The following is a 17929-nucleotide window of genomic DNA, read 5'->3' as shown; positions in this document are numbered from 1 at the left end:
ATTTTCTGATAAAAGAATTATCAGATGGTAAAAATAACAAAATCTTTAGAAATCTTTATATTTTTTATAATTATTCCAATAATTTTAATTCCGACAAAATCTAATATCGCGATGTTTTCAACCCTGACAGCAGTTGCGATAATTTGTGTTTGTTATTTAAAATATAAAAAAATTACTATAATTAACTTTAAAGATTTTAGGTTCGACAAATACCTTAAAATTATTTTGTATAAATTTTTAGTTGTTGCTTCATTAGTTTTAATATTTTCTTATTTTTTTGATTCTTCTAAATTTTTAAACCTTCCCCGCTCCCATTCTTTTCTATGGTTATTAATAATGATTCTTTATCCAATTTTATCAGCCTTTCCTCAGGAAATTGTTTACAGGTCCTTTTTTTTCAAAAGATATGGAAATTTATTTAAGAATAAGAAGGTTTTAATTTTTGTTAACGCATTCCTATTTAGTTTTGCTCATATTATTTATTTAAATCCAATTGTAATTCTTTTTACTTTTATTGGTGGCTTAATAATGGCTGAATCCTATTCTAAACATAATTCATTAATAAAAGTTTCAATTGAACATGGATTATATGGAGATATTGTATTTACTTCTGGGCTTGGAGCGTACTTTTATCACTCTCAAGGTTTAACTGTCGGCTAACCAAAAAGATTAGGTTAGCCGATCATTAAATTTAGTGGGTTTGATTTTGAGCTTCTGTGATTGACGCTACTTTTTGTTTCTGGGTGTGAGGCTTAAATTTCTTAAATTCTGACTTAAGCTTAGAAACTTCTTTATCAAGGCTTACAACTTCTTCATTCAGTCCTTTGATAAATTTTTTTAACTTTTTAAAGTTTTTTTTCGATATTTTCATGATTGAATTTAAGCAAAAAATTTATTTAAGGTAAATGAAAATTTCATAATTCTTTAATCAATTTGTAACATGATTAGTATACACAACTAAACCGAGTGCTTATGTACTTTGCATCCTTTAGTTAATTTGATCTAGTGAGGTTCTCTCTAGGTGTCCCTAATAGCGAATATGTAAGCACTCACCAATCTTCCAAATTTTAGTATATTTTTTTTATAATCAATCGAATAATAACCTCATGTAGTGTCATGAAAAAAATCTGCATCATATATAATTCAAAAATAAGTTTATTTAATAAATTTTTACTTAATAGAATTGTTAAAATTTTAAAAAAAGAAAATCATGTTGAATCATTTGCAACAGAAAGAGTTGGGCACGCCACTCTGCTCTGCAAAGTTAATATAAACAAATTTGATGTTATCGTTGCAGCAGGTGGAGATGGGACAATAAATGAAGTCATAAATGGAATGGATGACAAGAAACCACTCGCAATCATACCACTTGGAACAGCAAATATAGGGGCTTATGAAGCAAATATTAATAAAAGTTCAAGTAATATAGCTCAGATCATTAAGTCTGGAAAAATTAAAAAAATTCACATTCAAGAAGCAAATAATAGAAAATTTTTTTTAATGACTGGAATTGGCTTTGACGCATCAATTGTTCAAACAGTTCAATCTAATTTATTTTTAAAAAAATTATTTGGTAAAGCATTATTTTTTATTATTTCAATTGGAAAATTAATTTGGCTTAAGAAATATGAATTAAAAGTTCTTGTTAACAATAAAGTCTATTTAGCAAACTGGGTAATCATAACTAACGCTAAACATTATGGAGGTTCTTTTCAATTAACAAAGGACACTGATATTTTTGATAAAAAAATTATTACTTATTTATTTGTTAATTTATCAAGATTTAATGTTTTAAAAAATTTAATTAAAATTTTAAAAAAAGAGGATTTAGAAGAGAAAGATAAAGTAATTAAAATTATAAGTGATGATATCTTTATAAACTCTAAATCAAAAACACCCATTCAATGTGATGGTGAATTCATAGGAAATTTACCTTTGCAGATTAAAAATTCAAAAAAAACTATTAATCTTTTGGTAAAAGAAGAATTAAACGTACAGACTGATCAATAATATTATCGCAGCAATAAGAACTAAAAAAACAATTACCGCTTTATTTAATGGAAGGTTGTTTAAATATCTAAACACGAATTAAAATTCTTTAGGCAAAGAACCATCTATTGAAACTCTCTCTCCGCCTTTAAAAAATATTGCAATCATTACCACTAACCAAAACAACGGATATTCAAATCCACCCTTGACCCATAGAAAACCATTATTGAAATGAATGTAAAAAGTCGCAACAGCTAAAAGACCAATTAATTGAATGGCAACAAATCTAGTTAAAAAACCTATAGCTAGAAATATTCCTCCAAAAAATTCTAAACTGCCAATATAAATTGCAAGTGGGTAAGCTGGCTCTAATTGAACACTTTTAAAAAAATCAACTGTGCCATTTAAATTTACAAATAGTTTACTATACCCGTGAGGTACCAATAATGCGCCTGCGATAAATCTAATTAATGGATAAGAATAATATGAAGCTGAATCATAAAATCTTTCTAGGTAAGGAATTATTAATCTTGAATTTCTGCTAACTCTCATCTTGAGTATTTTCTATCAAATTTAGTTATCTGAAGCAAAGAATAAAATGCAATCAAAGTGGCGCGCCCGGAAAGAGTCGAACTTCCAACCTCCAGATTCGTAGTCTGGCATTCTATCCAATTGAACTACGGGCGCTTATTAAATTTTTACAAATACTAGCTTGTTAAACAGTAATGTAAATTTTTTGTATAAAAAAAGTATACCTAAGACAACAACCAAAGAAAAAATCACTCTAAAAAATAAAATGCCAGAAATATGACCCCCTAAAATAGTCATTAAAATAGTATCCTCTATAACGGCATGAACTAAGTTTAATAAAGACAGAGATAAAAGAATACTCTGCTTATTAATTGCTCCTGATTTCGCCTCTCTGATGAGCAATCCGCCACCAAATTGAATGCCAATCGTAAGACCAACAATAATAATATTAATAGCACTTGGACTAATGCCCATAAACTTTAATGGTTTTTCAAGAAGCTTTCTTATTAATTTTTCAACACCAATCGCTTTTAAAAAATTTAAAGAAACCACTAAAGTGCAAATAATTAAAAATATATAAGCTAAATTTTTAAGTTGTCCTACAATCCAAGAATAATAATCACTGTGAACGACTTGTTGTTGTAAAACTAAACTATACTTCTCCTGTAAAAATCCAAAATTTAAATAAATTTTAGAAAGAATAACGCCTGCAACAAAAGCCATTCCTATTCTAAGAAATGCTGCATAAAAAAAAGAAACTCCTGCAGCTCTAGAAACTGAACTTTCAACTAATATGTTATGTGCAATTAAAATAATTAATGTCAGAACTGTGATTTGAGCTACGGTTAAATCTAACGTTGGAACAACATTAATAAAAACAACAATTCCAGCATAAACATTAATAATGATTGCAGTAACCCAAACTATTCCAAGTTCAGCTGGAAGACCCATAAGTTGAACTACAGGTTCAAAAAAATTAGAAATAAGTTTTACAAAGCCTATCTCTTCTAAAATTTTAATAATAAAAATAAATGGGATAAGTATTTTGTATAGAGGAATACAAATAACCTTAATTTCGGAAAAACTATTTTTAAAAAACTGTTTCAATTTTTGCTCTTAAAGAATTTATTTTTCATAAAATTTAAAACTAAAACCATTAATGCAAGACAAACTAATGGTATTGAAATCTTTGGATCCGAAAGTAAGTTGATATTAAAATCAGCCCCCTCCTCCACTTTTAAACCTATTCCTGAAACTAAACTTATAACGATAACAGCACCGGGCGTCATGCCTAAAATAGTAGCAAAAAAATAATTTTTAATTTTCATATTAAATAAAACAGGAATTAAACTTGTGGCTTGAAAAGGAATTCCCGGAACTAATCTTAAGAATAATAAATAAGAAAAATCATTACGCTTAAAATGTTCCGCTAATTTTTTATAACGAGATCCAAAATAATTTAGAACTAATTCATGAAAAAAATTATTTGCAAAAATATATAGAAGTGTTGCGCCAATAGTGCACCCTATTAAAAAAAGTGCTGAACCAAGAATAGTTCCAAAAACAAAACCGGCTATGATTGCAAGTGGGGAGCCAAACCCTAATAAAAATACCCAAATTATACAAAATAAAAAGAATGCTATTGAAATTGAAAAAATATGCGCGTCCCTAAATCTAAAAATATCTTGTCTATTATTTTTTATAAAATCTGCATTCACGTAAGAATAAAGATGATAGTAAAAAAATAAAAATATCACTAATGCAACAATTAATAGATAAACAATTCCTAAAATAATTTTAAGCTTCGATAATTGCGTCATTTTTAAAACTTATTAAATATAAACTTTTACTGTACTTGTTTTAACAATTTACCTATAAATAGCGAAAATTCTAATTATCACAATGAAAAGAACCTTTCAGCCAAGTAAAATAGTAAGAAAAAGAAGACACGGTTTTAGATCTCGTATGGCAACTAAAGGCGGTCGAAAAGTTATCGCACGCAGAAGATTTAAGGGTAGAAAAACAGTATCTGCTTAAGTCATGCCCAAGACTCTAAAATTTGAAAGTCTTAGAGGCAATGACGAGTTTAAAAAAATCTTATCTGCAAAAAAAGTAAGTTCCGATTTATTTACCATCTACTACAATCATCAAGATAATCCTTCTGTTCAAAATAAAGTGCATATGAGCTTTGTTTCGGCCAAAAAGCTCGGAAATGCGGTAAAAAGAAATAGAATTAGAAGAAGACTAAAGATGGCTGCCCGCAAAGCAATTACTGAGATTGATTCATTTAACAATAAATATAAGTATGCTGTTTTTGCAAAATCAAAAATATATGATGTTGATTTTAATAAAATTGTAAAAGAACTAGAATATAAATTTAGCTCTATAAAATAATGATAAAAAACATAGATAACTTTTTCTCTTTTATTTTAACTAAAATAATTAGACTTTATAAATTTTTATTATCTCCCTTTTTCCACAACGCCTGTCATTACGACCCAACCTGTTCTGAATATTTTATAGAAAGCTTAAAAAGATTTGGTTTTATTAAAGGTTGTTTTAAAGGAACGCTTAGAATTTTAAGATGTCATCCTATTAAGTTTTTGGGCGGCGGTTTTGGTTATGATCCTGTTATAAACAAAAGTAAAAATCATGGAAAATAAAAATTTAATTATCGCGATAGTTTTATCGACTTCAATACTATTAGGTTGGTCTTTATTTTTTGAAAATCCAGAAAAAATTAATGAACAAAATCAAAAACAAACTGAAAAAAAATTATCAAAATCTGAGACTCCTTCACTTGAAAAAGAATCTCCTGTTAAAATTATTTCAAGAAATGAAGCTTTAAAAGAAAATGGTAGAGTTGAAGTTGAAAACAATAGTTTAGTTGGTTCTATATCTTTAAAGGGCGCTCTGATTGATGATATTACATTAAAAAACTATAGAGAAAGCATTGATAAAAACAGCAAGCAAATTGTTGTGCTTAATCCTAAAAAATCAAAAGATGGTTATTTTGTAGAATCTGGATGGGCTAGCGCAAAATCAGATGTAAAAGTTCCTGATAATAATAGTGTCTGGCAAATTAAAGAGGGTAAAAAACTTACTCCAAATTCACCTGTAACACTTGAGTGGAACAATAGAGAAGGTGTTATTTTTTTAAAGAAAATTGAAATAGATAATAAATATTTATTTAAAATCACAGAGACCATAAGAAATGACAAAGGCAAAGCAATCGAACTTTTTCATTATTCTCAAATTACAAGAAATGAAAAACCACATACAGAAAATTTCTATATACTTCATGAAGGTTTAATTGGTGTCGTTAATAAGAATTTAAAAGAAGAAACTTACGCTGATGTAGAAAAAAATAAAAAAACTTTTAGCGGTAATAGCGGTTGGTTTGGTATTACGGATAAATATTGGATGACTGCAATTATTCCTGAAAACGGTAAGTCTTTTAAAGGAGAATATTCATTTTCCAAATTATATAAAACAAATTTTATAATATCTGATCCAACAATCGCTAATCCTCAAAAAAGTGCCTCGAATACTTTAAAAGTTTTCGTTGGTGCAAAAGAAGTTCATACGATTGATAGTTACGCTGATAATGAAAAAATTGATCGCTTTGATTTGACAATCGATTGGGGCTGGTTCTACTTTATTACTAAACCTTTCTTCTTCATTATTGATTATATTTTTAAAGCTGTTGGAAACTTCGGAGTTGCGATCATTATATTAACTCTGATGGTAAGAATTGTATTTTACCCCCTTGCAAACTATTCGTTCAAATCCATGGCTAAAATGAAAATACTACAGCCAGAAATGTTAAGACTAAAAGAATTATACAAAGATGATGTTAAAAAAACACAGCAAGAAATAATGGCTCTTTATAAAAGAGAAAAAGTTAATCCTTTGTCTGGTTGTCTGCCAATATTAATACAGATCCCAATCTTCTTTGCTGTTTATAAAATGCTTTTCGTCACACTTGAAATGCGTCACACACCATTTTTTGGTTGGATTAAGGATTTATCAGCAGCTGATCCAACAACGATCTTTAATTTATTTGGTCTTATTCCTTGGGATCCTCCTTCTTTCTTAATGATAGGAGTGTGGCCGATACTGATGGGGATTACTATGTACTTTCAACAAAAGTTAAACCCTACTCCTCCAGATCCAATTCAAGCAAAAATATTTGCATTCTTTCCTTTGGTGCTTACAGTAATGCTTGCAACTTTCCCTTCTGGATTAGTAGTGTATTGGACTGTTAGTAATGTACTGACTATGGCTCAACAATGGTACATTATGAAACAAACTACCGTAAAAACAGCTTAGATGGATATAAAGTCTTTTTGGCCAGAACTTGGTCCATTAATTCAGGAAGCTTCAGTTTATTTTGATAAATACAAAAATAAAAAAATAATTTTAAAATACGGCGGACAAGTTATGTCTGACCAGAGTTTATCTAAAGCTTTTGCTCAAGATGCAGCTATTTTAAGAAAATTAGATGTTGATGTTGCTGTTATTCATGGTGGTGGTCCTCAAATTAAAACTAAATTAGAAGCACAAAACTTAGAAAGTAAATTTATTTCTGGCTTAAGAGTAACCGATGAAAATGTCATAAAAGTTGTAGAAGATGTTTTGTTAAATGAGATTAATCCTGATCTTAGAGATGCTATTATAAATTACGGAGCAAAGGCTGAATCCGTTACGGTTAGAAAAAATAATGTTATTCATATTGATAAGCCTATCGATGAACAATTAGGATTTGTTGGAGATCCAAAAAAAATTGACACGCAAGTATTAAATAATTTTTTTAAACAAAAAATTATTCCTGTTATTGCTCCTATGGGAATGGATAACAAAGGTCAGGTTTATAATGTTAATGCAGATACAGCTGCCGGAACTATTGCTAATCAAATTAAAGCGGAACGATTACTTTTAATGACCGACGTTCCTGGAGTGAATGATAAAAATGGTAATTTAATTTCTGAACTGTCCATTAAACAAGCCTTAGATCTTATTGATAACGGCACTATTACCGGAGGAATGATTCCTAAAATAAAAACATGCATTAGCGCAATTGAATCTGGTGTGAATGGTGTGGTTATTATTGATGGCAGAAAATCTCATGCCGTTCTTTTTGAATTATTCTCAAATCTTGGAGCCGGAACACTTATAGTAAAATAATGGATCAAATAAAAAATGTAAGATTTTGGATTTTTGATCTAGATAATACTCTCTATCCCGCCTCTACAAACTTATTTCCAAAAATCGATAAGCTAATGACTAGTTTCATTACTGAACATTTAAAAGTGGATAATGAAGAGGCTGTTAAAATAAAAAATGAATACTTCCAGAAACATGGAACAACTTTAAATGGTCTAATTAAACACCACAATATTGACCCTCATCATTTTTTAGAATTTGTACATAATATTGATTACAATTCTCTAACTAAAAATGAAAAACTAAATAAAGAAATAAAAAACTTACCTGGAAAAAAAATTATATTTACAAACGGATCAAAAAAACACGCAAAGAATGTTGTTACTAATCTACAGCTAGATGAAAACCTTTTTTCAATATTTGATATTATTGATGCGGACTTTATTCCAAAGCCAGAAAGGTCACCCTATGAAAAACTTATTAAAAAATACAATATTATTCCTGAGCAAAGTATTTTTTTTGAAGACATAGCAAAAAACTTAAAGCCGGCTCACGAGCTTGGTATGAAGACGGCTTGGATGATAAATGAAGATAAATGGGCAAAACAAGGTCATGATGAAGACCATGTACACTTTAAAATAAAAGAATTAGATCATTTTCTTGAGCAGTGTAATTTGTTAATTAAATAAACATGAGTCTAGAAAATATTATTGAAAAAGCCTGGGAAGACAGAAGTAATATTAATAAAAATTCTGATAAAGTAATTATTACAGCAATTAATGAAATTTTGGAAAAACTTGATTCAGGAACTATTCGAGTATGTGAAAAAAAAAATAATGAATGGCATACTCATCAATGGATAAAAAAAGCAATTCTTTTAAGTTTTAAAATTAAAGATAATAAAATTCTTTCAGGTCCCTACACTACTTGGTTTGACAAAGTAGATGGCAAGACAACTCTTTGGGATGAAAAAAAACATATTGATGCAGGATTTAGAGCGGTACCAAATGGAGCGATTAGAAAATCTGCATACATAGCAAAAAATGTTGTGTTGATGCCATCGTTTATAAATGTAGGTGCTTATGTTGATGAGGGTACAATGATTGATACCTGGTCAACTATTGGCTCATGTGCACAAATTGGAAAAAATTGTCATATCTCTGGAGGAGTTGGTATTGGTGGTGTGTTAGAACCTCTGCAAGCAAATCCTGTTATCGTTGAAGATAATTGTTTTATTGGAGCAAGATCAGAAGTGGCTGAAGGAGTTATCGTTGGAGAAGGTTCTGTAATTTCTATGGGTGTTTACCTTGGAGCTTCAACAAAAATTATCGATAGAAAAACAAATAAGATTATTTATGGAAAAGTTCCTCCTTATTCAGTTGTGGTTTCAGGATCACTTGCAAACGAAGATAAAACTAAACCAAGTTTATATTGCGCGGTAATTGTAAAAACCGTTGATGAAAAAACAAGAAGCAAAACCTCAATAAACGATCTACTAAGAGATTGATATGCTAAAGACTATCAGTGAAGTTGCTTTAGCAAAGGACCTTGTCAGATGTCAAAGTGTTACACCTAAAGATGATGGCGCAATTAATATTGTTGCAAAAAATCTAAAAAAATTAGGTTTTAAATGTCAGGTCATGGAGTTTCAAGAAAAGGGAACTGTAAAAATTAAAAATCTATATGCAAGAATTGGTAAAAGTTCTCCAAACTTTTGTTTTGCAGGGCACACAGATGTTGTTCCTGTTGGAGATCTAAAATCTTGGACTGTTAATCCTTTTGGTGGGGTTATAAAAAATCAGAAATTAATTGGACGAGGTGTTAGCGACATGAAAGGTGCAATTGCTTGTTTTGTTGCTGCCGTTAGCGAATTTCTAAAGAAAAATAAAAAACTAAAGGGATCAATCAGTCTTTTAATAACTGGCGATGAAGAAACCATTGCAATTAACGGAACAAAAAAAGTTATAGAAAAATTAATACAAAAAAAAGAAAAAATTAATTTTTGCATAGTGGGAGAGCCTACTAATGAAAATAAACTTGGTGAAATGATTAAAATTGGAAGAAGAGGAAGTATGACCGGCCATTTAACAATTATAGGGACTCAAGGGCATGTTGCTTATCCCCACGCTTCTAACAACCCTTCTACAATTATAATTGAAATCTTAAATAAAATAAAAAAATTAAAACTAGATAGAGGTAATCAAGACTTTGAACCTTCAAATCTTGAGGTGACAAAAATTACAATCGATAACACTGCCGATAATGTCATTCCTGCTGAAGCAAAAGCTTGTTTTAATATAAGATTTAATAATTTGCACACATCAAGTTCACTTAAAAGTAAATTAAACAAAATTTTTTCTTCCATCACTAAAAAAACTAAAGCAAGTTACAAGATTAAATATCATGCTTCAGGGGAATCTTTTTTAACAAAACCTAATAAAACTGTTTACATGATTAAAAATGTTATAAAAAAAAGCACAAGAATAAATCCGGTGTTATCAACATCGGGTGGTACCTCTGATGCTCGTTTTATAAAAAAAATCACTCCTTGTATTGAGTTTGGTTTAATTGCAAAAACTATCCATCAAGTAGATGAAATGGCAAGAGTTTCTGATTTAAAAAAATTAAAAAACATATATTTAGATATTCTTGTTAATTACTTTAAGTGACAACCTGCATATTCACTGCCGAATCTTCCATTCAACATGACACTGGTCCTGGCCATCCAGAATGTCCGGAACGAATCCCATCAATTATAAATGGTTTAAAAAAAATACAATCTAAGAACTTAATCTGGAAAAACGTAGGCTCTTTTGATGAAAAATATATTAAACTTACTCATTCAGAAAAATATTTTGAAAAAATTAATCAATCATTTCCAAAAGAAGGTTTAGATTTTCTTGATGGAGACACGATTGTCTCTAAGGGGAGTAAAAAAGCTGCGTATGATGCTGTTGCATCAATTATTAATGCAATTGATGGAGTAATGAATAAAGAATTTGATAATGCTTTTTGTGTTGTCAGGCCTCCTGGTCATCATGCGGAAAAAGAACATGCTATGGGATTTTGCATATTTAATAACGTTGCTGTGGGCGCAACTTATTTAATAGAAAAATATAGACTAAACAAAGTGGCAATCATTGATATTGATGTTCATCATGGAAATGGAACGCAGGATATTTTTTATAATGAAAAAAAAGTTTTATATATTTCATCACATCAATTCCCATTTTATCCAGGAACAGGTTCTGAAGATGAAACTGGAAAATATAATAATATTTTAAATATTCCTCTAAAATCAGGAACGAATTCAGAAGAGGTTTTTGATAGTTATAAAAAAATCTACACCAAACTAAATGAGTTTAAGCCTGAATTTATATTGTTATCAGCGGGTTTTGACGCGCACAAAAATGATCCTTTGGCTAACATTAATTTAGAATCTAAAGATTATTATATGTTAACCAAAGAAATTATGAAAATTGCAAAACAAATCTGCGATAATAAAATTGTTTCAATCTTGGAGGGTGGTTACAATCTTGCGGCCATTCAAGAAAGCGCAAAATATCACGTTAAAGCCTTATTAGAAGTTTAAGTTAATAAATAATGTTATCTAAATATAATCCAGCAGCAGGTGCAGGTACTGCGCATTTAGATCTATCTTTAGAATTTAGCGCATCAATCAAATCATTCTTTGACCATTTATTTTCTCCTACAAGCTTAATGCATCCCATCATAGAACGAACTTGGTGTTGCAAAAAGGATTGTGATTCAAAATAACTATAAATGTAATCATCTTTTCTAAAAATATTTATTTTCTCCATAGTTTTAATTGGAGATTTAGCTCCACAAGAAGCTGCTCTAAAAGTTGTAAAATCATGAGTCCCGACTAAAATTTGCGCAGCATCATACATATTCTTCTCGTCTAAATGAGTTTTTATTTGCCATGCCCTATCCTTTTCTATAGATAAAGGTGAATCGCGATTAATAATTATATATTTATAAATTCTTAATTTTGCATCTCTTCTTGAATCAAAATCATTATGAACAAATTCTGTTTTTAAAATGCTAATAGAATTATTTTTTAAATGAAAATTTAAGGCTTCAGTGATTTTTTTAGCATCAATATCTTTATCAAAATCAAAATGAAAAACTTGATGAACGGCATGAACACCTACATCTGTTCTTCCTGCACCAAAAATTGTTATCTTCTGTTCAGCTAATTTCTCAATCGCATCTTCGATCGTTTCTTGAACTGATTTTCCATTAATTTGTCTTTGCCAACCCACAAAATGAGTTCCATCATATTCAGCTATACATTTTAGTCTTTGCATTAAAATAATTTTGAAGCTTTTGGAATTTTAAATCCTAATAAAAATTCCTTTGCTTTTTGAACTTTCTTTCCTGGCCTTTGAATCTCTAAAACTTGGAGCGCAGAATCCTTACAAGCAATTAGTAAATTATCATTAATTGTTGTTCCGGTTGCTCCTTTTTCTTTTACCGCTACTGCTTTCCATATTTTAATCTTCTCATTGTTAAATTTAAAACAAGCTCCTGGTGATGGGTTTAGTGCGTTAATTTGTTGAATAATTTTATCTGCATTATAATTCCAGTTGATTTCTTCATCTGCTCGAGTAATTTTTTTTGCATGTGTAGCTTTTGAATGGTCTTGCTCTAAAAATTTAGCCTTATCTTTTTCTATAAGATCAATGGCTTTAACTATTAATTTAGATCCTAAACCTGATAATTTTTCGCTTAGTAGGCCATAATTTAGTTCATTATTAATTTCTATTTTTTCAGACAACATTACAGGTCCTGAATCTAAACCTTTTTCAATTTTCATAATTGAAATACCTGTAAATTTATCTCCATTCATAATGGCTCTTTGAATAGGTGCCGCACCTCTCCAATGTGGCAATAGTGAAGCGTGAATATTAATAAAACCTTTTCTAGATAAACTTAAAAAATTTTCAGGAATGATTTGTCCGTAAGCAACAACAATTACTAAATCTGGATTTATATTTTTAAAAAAATCTACCTCCCCTTCATTCTTTAATGAACTTGGGTGATGAACTTTTAAATTATTTTTCTCAGCCTCTAAATGCACCGGCGTTTTTTCAAGTTTCAAGCCTCTATTCGATTTTTTTGGTGGCTGAGTATAAACATGAAGAATATTTAATTTTTGATTAAGCAGTTCTTTTAATGCAGGAACAGCAAAGTCTGGTGTTCCCATGAAAATTATTTTTAATGACATGGATTACCTAAAAATTAATACGATCTGTAGTAGCTTCTTTTTTTGCCTTTGAAAGTTTTTTTAATATAAAAGATTTTTTTAATTTTGATAAATAATCAATAAATAAAACTCCATTCAAATGATCAATCTCATGCTGAATGCATGTCGCAAGTAATCCATCTGCTTTTAATATTTGTTCTTTTCCGTTCTGATCTAAATATTTTACATGGCATTTTTCTGGTCTTTCTATTTCTGCAAATTGCTGGGGCAATGAAAGGCAACCTTCTTCAAAAGTGCATTTTATATCTGAGGTCCAAACAATTTCTGGATTTACAAAATACATAGGATTCTTTGGTTCGGGATCTTTTGCTATATCAATGACGACTATTCTTTTATCTACTCCAATCTGAATTGCAGCAAGACCTATTCCAGGAGCAGCATACATTGTCTCGAGCATATCCTTCATTAAATTTTTAATTTCCCGATCTACTTTTGCGACAGGTTTTGACTTAATTCTTAATTTTGGATCTGGTTCTGTTAAGATTTTCCTAATAGTCATAATGAAAAAATACTAAATCTATTTAATTAATCAAGCGCTTGATACTAATCACTATTTAAAGAACTGCGGTATTTAAATGCAGAAAATAATGTTCCGTCATCTAAATATTCAATCTCTCCACCCACTGGTAACCCGTGAGCTAACTTTGTTACTTTCACATTTAAATTTTTAATACTGTCTTTAATGTAATGGGCTGTTGTTTGTCCTTCGATGGTAGCACTTGTTGCAAGAATTACTTCTTTTACTGAATTAGCTTTAATTCTATTGACTAATGAACCTATTAAAAGATCTTCAGGATTTACGCCATTTATTGCTGAAAGAGTTCCTCCTAAAATATGATACTGACCACTATATACATTTGTGCTTTCAAGAGCCCACATATCAGCAACATTTTCTACGACGCAAATTTGATCGTAGTTATTTTTATTACTACAATTACATTCAATTTTGTTAGTCTTAAAATTTCCGCAAATATTACAACGAGCAACATTTTCATAAACTTTATCTAAAGCACCAGATAATGGTTTCATAATATTGTCTCTGTTTTTTAAAAGATAAAGAGCAATACGTCTTGCAGACTTTGGTCCTAGTCCTGGTAACTTTGCAATAAGAAACATTAAAGTTTCAAGGTCTGGATGAGAATTGCTTTTCATTATTAAAAGGGAAGCTTAAATCCTGAGGGTAATTTTAAGCCACCAGTTATTTTCGACATCTCCTCTGAGGACTTTATCTCGATTTCTTTTTTTGCATTATTTGTAGCTACTACGATTAAATCTTCCAAGACTTCTTTGTCTTCGGTCATTAGTTTTGGATCAATGTCTATTTTGATCATCTCATTATTTCCGTTTAGAATTACTTTTACTGCTCCATTACTTGCTATTCCCTCAGCCTGAATATTCTTTAATGATGCTTTAACTTCCATCATTTTTTGCTGCATCTCTTGGGCTTTTTTTATCATGCCACCAAAATCCATTACTTAACCTCCTCTACATCGCTAAGTTCTGCGTCTGGAAAATTTTCTTTAATTTTTATATAAACTTCACTTTGAAGAGCATCTTGTAATAATTTTTTCTTATAGTTTTCTTTATTCTCATAAATTGTACTTTTTCCTATTTCTTTTGATAAAGAAATTATCCATCTTTCTCCTGTCCATAATTTAAGTTTCTCAGTCAAAGATCTTACAAAATTCTTAGATAATTTTTCATTAAAAGAGATATCAATCTTACCCGTCTCAAATTTTACTACTCTAACATTTCTTTCTAAATCAAATTTTAATTCAATTTCTTTTTTACTGTTTGCGGCTTCTACAAGTTTTTCAAATGAGTTGATTATTTCAAATTTTCCAATCTCTTGTTTTTTTTCCAAAACTTTTGGACTACGGTCAATATCTTCTGCCTTTTCTTGCGCAACGCTTTTTATCTGTGTTTTAATTGATGTTTGTTTATTAATGATTGCGCCTGGTTTAATTTCATCAAAATCTTCTTTTTTCTCTGTAGGTTCACCAATAATACGTGTGTCCGAATTAAGAGCATCTTCAATAACTTGCTCTGGGCTTGGTAAATCTTTTAAATGAACCAATCTCATAATTAGCATTTGAAGAGATAGGAAATGGTTTGGCACAAAACTTAGCTCTTCAATTCCCTTAAGAATGAATTGCCAGATCATTGAAATATAAGAAAAATCAATATTTTTGGATAATCCAAATATTAAATCAGATTCAGACTCAGAAACAGTTAAGTCGTTTTCAATTTTGCCAAAACTTTTGCTTCTAGAAATTAGATAAATAACTTCTAGCATGTCTTGTAAAACTAACTTTGGATCTGCTCCTAAATCAAATATTTCTTGCGCGTCTTGAAGAGCTTTTGCTTTATCACCGTCAATAATAAAACGAACAAGATCAATAATTCTCGAACGATCTGATATGCCAAGCATTGTTCTTACAGATTTTTCTGTAACCTCTTCGCCTAAAAAATTAAAAGTGGAAATTGACTGATCAAGTATAGATAAGGCATCTCTTACAGATCCTTCTGATGCCTTTGCAATCAACATTAAAGCTTTTTCGTTAATTTTTGCTTTTTCTTTTTCAGCTATTTTCTTTAAGAAAGAAATCATTTCTTCAAGTTTGATTCTTCTAAGATCAAATCTTTGACATCTTGAAATGATAGTTAATGGAATTTTTTTAACTTCAGTAGTTGCTAAAATAAATTTAAGGTGAGGAGGTGGCTCTTCTAAAGTTTTAAGCAAACCGTTAAAGGCCTGTTTTGATAACATATGAACTTCATCAATAATAAAGACTTTATACTTTGCGCTAGTAGGATAATATTTGGCGGAATCTATTAATTCTCTAATATCATCAATTCCAGTTTTAGAAGCCGCATCCATTTCTAAAACATCAATATGATTTGAATTTGTAATCGCCTCACAATGACAAAAGCCTTCACACTTTGTCATTCCTTTTTCAAAATCTTTACAATTAATTGCTTTTGCAATTATCCTTGCTGTTGTTGTTTTTCCAACTCCTCTAATACCCGTCAATAAATAAGCGTTAGGAATACGATCTAGCTTGATCGCATTTTTAATAATTTGCACCATTACGTCTTGACCGATGACTTCGTCAAAACTTTGTGGTCGATACTTTAATGCTAAGCCTTTGTGATTATTTTCCATAAAAAAACGGGAGACTGAGGACAACCTGAAAAATTATCGTTACGGCTGCTTCTTTTCAGATCTGACCGGATTAGCGTAACCTCCACCTGCCACCAATCTCCCAAAATATTATAACAAGATAATTAAAAAAAAACGACAGCTATAATAATTTTAATATCTAAATGAATTGGCAAAATAAACACCTAAAATATCTAATTTTTCAGTATGTTTTTTTAAAACTGATAACGCTTTTTTCACCGATAAATTTTCAATATGTCCTTCAATATCAAGATAAAAACTTACTTGTTTGAAAGAATTGCCAGTTGAAAAACTTTCAAGTTTTGTAAGGTTAACCTTATTTTCGGAAAATCCCCCTAAAGCTTTATGCAAAGCTGAAGGCACGCTTTTTAAGCGAAAAATACAAGAAGTAATATATTTTTTGTTTTTTTTATATGGTTTTGGTTTAGCTGCACCGGACATAATTAAAAATCTTGTAACGTTACCTTTTTGATCTGCAAAATTTTTCTTTAAAATTTTTAAACCATAAATCTTTGCAGCAAGAGCTGAAGCGATTGCGGATTCTGAATCTATCTGTTGTTCAGAAATATATCTCGCTGACCCTGCTGTATCTGCAGCAACAATAGGCTGTAATTTTAATTTTTGAATATTTTTCTTACATTGTCCAATAGCTTGGGCGTGACTTCTTACAGTTTTTATTTGCTTAATAGAAGTATTTTTCAAACCTAGTAGGCAGTGCTCAACTTTTTGAAAATGCTCTCCTTCTATTTTTAATCTCGAAGCTGATAATAAATAATGAATATCAGCTACTCGGCCCACTATAGAATTTTCAATTGGGATTAATAATTTACTATTTTTAATGCCCTTAGCTTTAACGAAAGCATCTTCAAAGGTTTTGCAACATACCATGCTTGGCTTTTTGAAAATCTTTATTGCCGCTAAATGCGAATAAGCGCCTTGTTCACCTTGTATAATTATTTTATATGCCATTTTTCATAATATTTCTTATTTCTTCTAAATCTTCAATAGTATCAACTCCTAAAGGATAAGAATTTACCAAGCCTACGCTTATCGAAATTCCATTATCCATTGCACGCATTTGCTCTAAGCTTCTTTCAACCTCATTATCGCTTCTTTTCAAAGGAACAAATTTTTTCAATACTTCATATTGATATCCGTAAATACCAACGTGATGATAAGAAAACTTACTTTCATTAATATTTTGTGATCTAAAAAAATCTAAGGCTTTAACAAAACTGTTCATAGGGATTTCACCGCTCGTTTCTACTTTAACAATATTTTTATTTTCTAAATCTTTTTTAGAATTTAATTTAGTTGCAAGAGTTGCTATTTGATAAGAGTTGTTTTTCATAAACTTATCTAAAAGTTTAATAGCCGCAGGATCAATGTTGGGCATGTCTCCTTGTAGATTAATAATATTTTTGGGCTTATTAGAAAAATTTTTTTCTATCGCTTCAAAAATTCTATCGGAGCCTGTTTTGTGTTCTTTGCTAGTTAAAATACTTTTACCACCCACATTTTTTATAACTTCAGCAATTTCCTCATCTGCAGTTGCAACGTAAACCTCTCCAACTTTGCTCTCTATGGCTTTTTGCCAACAGTGAACAATCATAGGTTTATTATTAATTAACAATAAAGGTTTATTGGGTAATCTGGTTGCTCTTAAATGGCTTGGTATTAAAATAACTGTGTCGTTCATAATTAATTTATGCGACCGTAAGACGCATAAAATAGATTTTAAATTTTTTTTTTACTTTAAAGATTATGAT

Annotated in this window: 23 protein-coding genes, 1 tRNA gene and 1 other RNA gene; 11 read left to right on the top strand and 14 right to left on the bottom strand. The window is 30.0% G+C overall.

Annotation, left to right across the window (positions count from 1 at the left end; genetic code table 11):
- Positions 1-24: 24 nt before the first annotated feature.
- The gene (locus AC8IG9_RS01610; protein WP_507425077.1) at positions 25-660 is read left to right on the top strand and encodes a CPBP family intramembrane glutamic endopeptidase; all 636 of its coding nucleotides are present in this window, start codon (positions 25-27) and stop codon (positions 658-660) included.
- A gap of 31 nt (positions 661-691) precedes the next feature.
- On the opposite strand, the gene AC8IG9_RS01605 is transcribed toward AC8IG9_RS01610, so the two are convergent.
- A complete protein-coding gene (locus AC8IG9_RS01605) occupies positions 692-871 on the bottom strand; it encodes a hypothetical protein (protein ID WP_507425076.1) in 180 nt (59 codons plus the stop codon).
- A gap of 245 nt (positions 872-1116) precedes the next feature.
- Here AC8IG9_RS01605 and AC8IG9_RS01600 point away from each other — a divergent pair, with 245 nt between their 5' ends.
- The gene (locus tag AC8IG9_RS01600) at positions 1117-2010 is read left to right on the top strand and encodes a diacylglycerol/lipid kinase family protein (protein WP_507425075.1); all 894 of its coding nucleotides are present in this window, start codon (positions 1117-1119) and stop codon (positions 2008-2010) included.
- Between the two features lie 78 nt (positions 2011-2088).
- Here the strand turns inward: AC8IG9_RS01600 and AC8IG9_RS01595 are convergent, their stop codons facing one another.
- The 4 genes from AC8IG9_RS01595 to AC8IG9_RS01580 form a co-directional block, all read right to left on the bottom strand.
- On the bottom strand, positions 2089-2541 hold the full coding sequence (locus AC8IG9_RS01595; protein ID WP_507425074.1) for a DoxX family protein: 453 nt from the start codon (positions 2539-2541) through the stop codon (positions 2089-2091).
- 58 nt (positions 2542-2599) lie between these two features.
- A tRNA-Arg gene (locus tag AC8IG9_RS01590) sits at positions 2600-2676 on the bottom strand.
- A 3-nt stretch (positions 2677-2679) separates the two neighbouring features.
- Positions 2680-3627 carry a nucleoside recognition domain-containing protein gene (locus AC8IG9_RS01585; RefSeq protein ID WP_507425073.1) on the bottom strand — a complete coding sequence of 316 codons (948 nt, stop codon included), beginning with the start codon at positions 3625-3627 and terminating at the stop codon, positions 2680-2682.
- Positions 3624-4340 (bottom strand): TVP38/TMEM64 family protein, encoded by a 717-nt coding sequence (locus tag AC8IG9_RS01580; protein WP_507425072.1) that lies wholly within the window; start codon positions 4338-4340, stop codon positions 3624-3626. The genes AC8IG9_RS01585 and AC8IG9_RS01580 overlap by 4 nt, the downstream gene beginning before the upstream one ends.
- An 82-nt stretch (positions 4341-4422) precedes the next feature.
- On the opposite strand from AC8IG9_RS01580, the gene rpmH reads away from it, so the two are divergent.
- From rpmH to AC8IG9_RS01535, 9 genes are read left to right on the top strand one after another with little or no spacing between them, the layout of a single operon-like run.
- Positions 4423-4557: a 50S ribosomal protein L34 gene (rpmH, locus tag AC8IG9_RS01575; protein WP_029016128.1), complete on the top strand. Its 135-nt coding sequence runs from the start codon at positions 4423-4425 to the stop codon at positions 4555-4557.
- 3 nt (positions 4558-4560) lie between these two features.
- Positions 4561-4914, top strand: coding sequence for a ribonuclease P protein component (rnpA, locus tag AC8IG9_RS01570; RefSeq protein WP_507425071.1), 354 nt, complete (start codon positions 4561-4563; stop codon positions 4912-4914).
- Entirely contained in the window at positions 4914-5183 is a 270-nt protein-coding gene (yidD, locus tag AC8IG9_RS01565) for a membrane protein insertion efficiency factor YidD (protein WP_507425070.1), read from the top strand. Before rnpA ends, yidD begins: the two co-directional genes overlap by 1 nt.
- On the top strand, positions 5173-6852 hold the full coding sequence (gene yidC / locus AC8IG9_RS01560) for a membrane protein insertase YidC (RefSeq protein ID WP_507425069.1): 1680 nt from the start codon (positions 5173-5175) through the stop codon (positions 6850-6852). The genes yidD and yidC overlap by 11 nt, the downstream gene beginning before the upstream one ends.
- Positions 6853-7707 (top strand): acetylglutamate kinase, encoded by an 855-nt coding sequence (gene argB, locus AC8IG9_RS01555; protein WP_507425068.1) that lies wholly within the window; start codon positions 6853-6855, stop codon positions 7705-7707. It abuts the gene before it with no gap.
- Positions 7707-8375, top strand: a complete 669-nt coding sequence (locus tag AC8IG9_RS01550) for a pyrimidine 5'-nucleotidase (protein WP_507425067.1) — start codon at positions 7707-7709, stop codon at positions 8373-8375. The genes argB and AC8IG9_RS01550 overlap by 1 nt, the downstream gene beginning before the upstream one ends.
- A gap of 2 nt (positions 8376-8377) precedes the next feature.
- Positions 8378-9193, top strand: coding sequence for a 2,3,4,5-tetrahydropyridine-2,6-dicarboxylate N-succinyltransferase (dapD, locus tag AC8IG9_RS01545; RefSeq protein WP_507425066.1), 816 nt, complete (start codon positions 8378-8380; stop codon positions 9191-9193).
- A 1-nt stretch (position 9194) separates the two neighbouring features.
- Positions 9195-10355: a succinyl-diaminopimelate desuccinylase gene (dapE, locus tag AC8IG9_RS01540; RefSeq protein WP_507425065.1), complete on the top strand. Its 1161-nt coding sequence runs from the start codon at positions 9195-9197 to the stop codon at positions 10353-10355.
- The gene (locus AC8IG9_RS01535; protein WP_507425064.1) at positions 10352-11278 is read left to right on the top strand and encodes a histone deacetylase family protein; all 927 of its coding nucleotides are present in this window, start codon (positions 10352-10354) and stop codon (positions 11276-11278) included. The genes dapE and AC8IG9_RS01535 overlap by 4 nt, the downstream gene beginning before the upstream one ends.
- A gap of 1 nt (position 11279) precedes the next feature.
- Here the strand turns inward: AC8IG9_RS01535 and truA are convergent, their stop codons facing one another.
- From truA to kdsB, 9 genes are all read right to left on the bottom strand, one after another.
- Positions 11280-12017, bottom strand: a complete 738-nt coding sequence (gene truA / locus AC8IG9_RS01530) for a tRNA pseudouridine(38-40) synthase TruA (RefSeq protein ID WP_507425063.1) — start codon at positions 12015-12017, stop codon at positions 11280-11282.
- Positions 12017-12937: a methionyl-tRNA formyltransferase gene (fmt, locus tag AC8IG9_RS01525; protein ID WP_507425062.1), complete on the bottom strand. Its 921-nt coding sequence runs from the start codon at positions 12935-12937 to the stop codon at positions 12017-12019. Before fmt ends, truA begins: the two co-directional genes overlap by 1 nt.
- A gap of 7 nt (positions 12938-12944) precedes the next feature.
- Positions 12945-13475 (bottom strand): peptide deformylase, encoded by a 531-nt coding sequence (gene def / locus AC8IG9_RS01520; protein ID WP_507425061.1) that lies wholly within the window; start codon positions 13473-13475, stop codon positions 12945-12947.
- Positions 13476-13519: 44 nt separating this feature from the next.
- Positions 13520-14128: a recombination mediator RecR gene (gene recR, locus AC8IG9_RS01515; RefSeq protein WP_507425060.1), complete on the bottom strand. Its 609-nt coding sequence runs from the start codon at positions 14126-14128 to the stop codon at positions 13520-13522.
- A gap of 2 nt (positions 14129-14130) precedes the next feature.
- The gene (locus tag AC8IG9_RS01510; protein WP_507425059.1) at positions 14131-14448 is read right to left on the bottom strand and encodes a YbaB/EbfC family nucleoid-associated protein; all 318 of its coding nucleotides are present in this window, start codon (positions 14446-14448) and stop codon (positions 14131-14133) included.
- Positions 14448-16142, bottom strand: coding sequence for a DNA polymerase III subunit gamma/tau (locus AC8IG9_RS01505; RefSeq protein WP_507425058.1), 1695 nt, complete (start codon positions 16140-16142; stop codon positions 14448-14450). Before AC8IG9_RS01505 ends, AC8IG9_RS01510 begins: the two co-directional genes overlap by 1 nt.
- Before the next feature lie 6 nt (positions 16143-16148).
- An RNA gene (gene ffs, locus AC8IG9_RS01500) (signal recognition particle sRNA small type) lies at positions 16149-16243 on the bottom strand.
- Positions 16244-16292: 49 nt separating this feature from the next.
- Positions 16293-17129, bottom strand: coding sequence for a prephenate dehydratase domain-containing protein (locus AC8IG9_RS01495; protein WP_507425057.1), 837 nt, complete (start codon positions 17127-17129; stop codon positions 16293-16295).
- Entirely contained in the window at positions 17119-17859 is a 741-nt protein-coding gene (gene kdsB, locus AC8IG9_RS01490) for a 3-deoxy-manno-octulosonate cytidylyltransferase (RefSeq protein ID WP_507425056.1), read from the bottom strand. Before kdsB ends, AC8IG9_RS01495 begins: the two co-directional genes overlap by 11 nt.
- Between the last annotated feature and the right edge of the window lie 70 nt (positions 17860-17929).

The sequence above is a fragment of the Candidatus Allofontibacter sp. genome (assembly GCF_040404065.1).
Classification (GTDB): Bacteria; Pseudomonadota; Alphaproteobacteria; order Pelagibacterales; family Pelagibacteraceae; genus Fontibacterium.
Note: the sequence above shows the minus strand (reverse complement) of the source record. Positions and strands in the feature narration are given on the sequence as shown.

Excerpts from the sequence above, each read along its gene's own strand:
- yidC (WP_507425069.1), top strand. The coding sequence starts at position 5,173 with ATGGAAAATAAAAATTTAATTATCGCGATAGTTTTATCGACTTCAATA.
- argB (WP_507425068.1), top strand. The coding sequence starts at position 6,853 with ATGGATATAAAGTCTTTTTGGCCAGAACTTGGTCCATTAATTCAGGAA.
- def (WP_507425061.1), bottom strand. The coding sequence starts at position 13,475 with ATGACTATTAGGAAAATCTTAACAGAACCAGATCCAAAATTAAGAATT.
- fmt (WP_507425062.1), bottom strand. The coding sequence starts at position 12,937 with ATGTCATTAAAAATAATTTTCATGGGAACACCAGACTTTGCTGTTCCT.
- rnpA (WP_507425071.1), top strand. The coding sequence starts at position 4,561 with ATGCCCAAGACTCTAAAATTTGAAAGTCTTAGAGGCAATGACGAGTTT.
- yidD (WP_507425070.1), top strand. The coding sequence starts at position 4,914 with ATGATAAAAAACATAGATAACTTTTTCTCTTTTATTTTAACTAAAATA.
- AC8IG9_RS01610 (WP_507425077.1), top strand. The coding sequence starts at position 25 with ATGGTAAAAATAACAAAATCTTTAGAAATCTTTATATTTTTTATAATT.
- AC8IG9_RS01550 (WP_507425067.1), top strand. The coding sequence starts at position 7,707 with ATGGATCAAATAAAAAATGTAAGATTTTGGATTTTTGATCTAGATAAT.
- AC8IG9_RS01510 (WP_507425059.1), bottom strand. The coding sequence starts at position 14,448 with ATGGATTTTGGTGGCATGATAAAAAAAGCCCAAGAGATGCAGCAAAAA.
- rpmH (WP_029016128.1), top strand. The coding sequence starts at position 4,423 with ATGAAAAGAACCTTTCAGCCAAGTAAAATAGTAAGAAAAAGAAGACAC.
- AC8IG9_RS01505 (WP_507425058.1), bottom strand. The coding sequence starts at position 16,142 with ATGGAAAATAATCACAAAGGCTTAGCATTAAAGTATCGACCACAAAGT.
- dapD (WP_507425066.1), top strand. The coding sequence starts at position 8,378 with ATGAGTCTAGAAAATATTATTGAAAAAGCCTGGGAAGACAGAAGTAAT.
- recR (WP_507425060.1), bottom strand. The coding sequence starts at position 14,128 with ATGAAAAGCAATTCTCATCCAGACCTTGAAACTTTAATGTTTCTTATT.
- kdsB (WP_507425056.1), bottom strand. The coding sequence starts at position 17,859 with ATGAACGACACAGTTATTTTAATACCAAGCCATTTAAGAGCAACCAGA.
- AC8IG9_RS01600 (WP_507425075.1), top strand. The coding sequence starts at position 1,117 with ATGAAAAAAATCTGCATCATATATAATTCAAAAATAAGTTTATTTAAT.
- AC8IG9_RS01580 (WP_507425072.1), bottom strand. The coding sequence starts at position 4,340 with ATGACGCAATTATCGAAGCTTAAAATTATTTTAGGAATTGTTTATCTA.
- AC8IG9_RS01595 (WP_507425074.1), bottom strand. The coding sequence starts at position 2,541 with ATGAGAGTTAGCAGAAATTCAAGATTAATAATTCCTTACCTAGAAAGA.
- AC8IG9_RS01605 (WP_507425076.1), bottom strand. The coding sequence starts at position 871 with ATGAAAATATCGAAAAAAAACTTTAAAAAGTTAAAAAAATTTATCAAA.
- AC8IG9_RS01495 (WP_507425057.1), bottom strand. The coding sequence starts at position 17,129 with ATGGCATATAAAATAATTATACAAGGTGAACAAGGCGCTTATTCGCAT.
- truA (WP_507425063.1), bottom strand. The coding sequence starts at position 12,017 with ATGCAAAGACTAAAATGTATAGCTGAATATGATGGAACTCATTTTGTG.
- dapE (WP_507425065.1), top strand. The coding sequence starts at position 9,195 with ATGCTAAAGACTATCAGTGAAGTTGCTTTAGCAAAGGACCTTGTCAGA.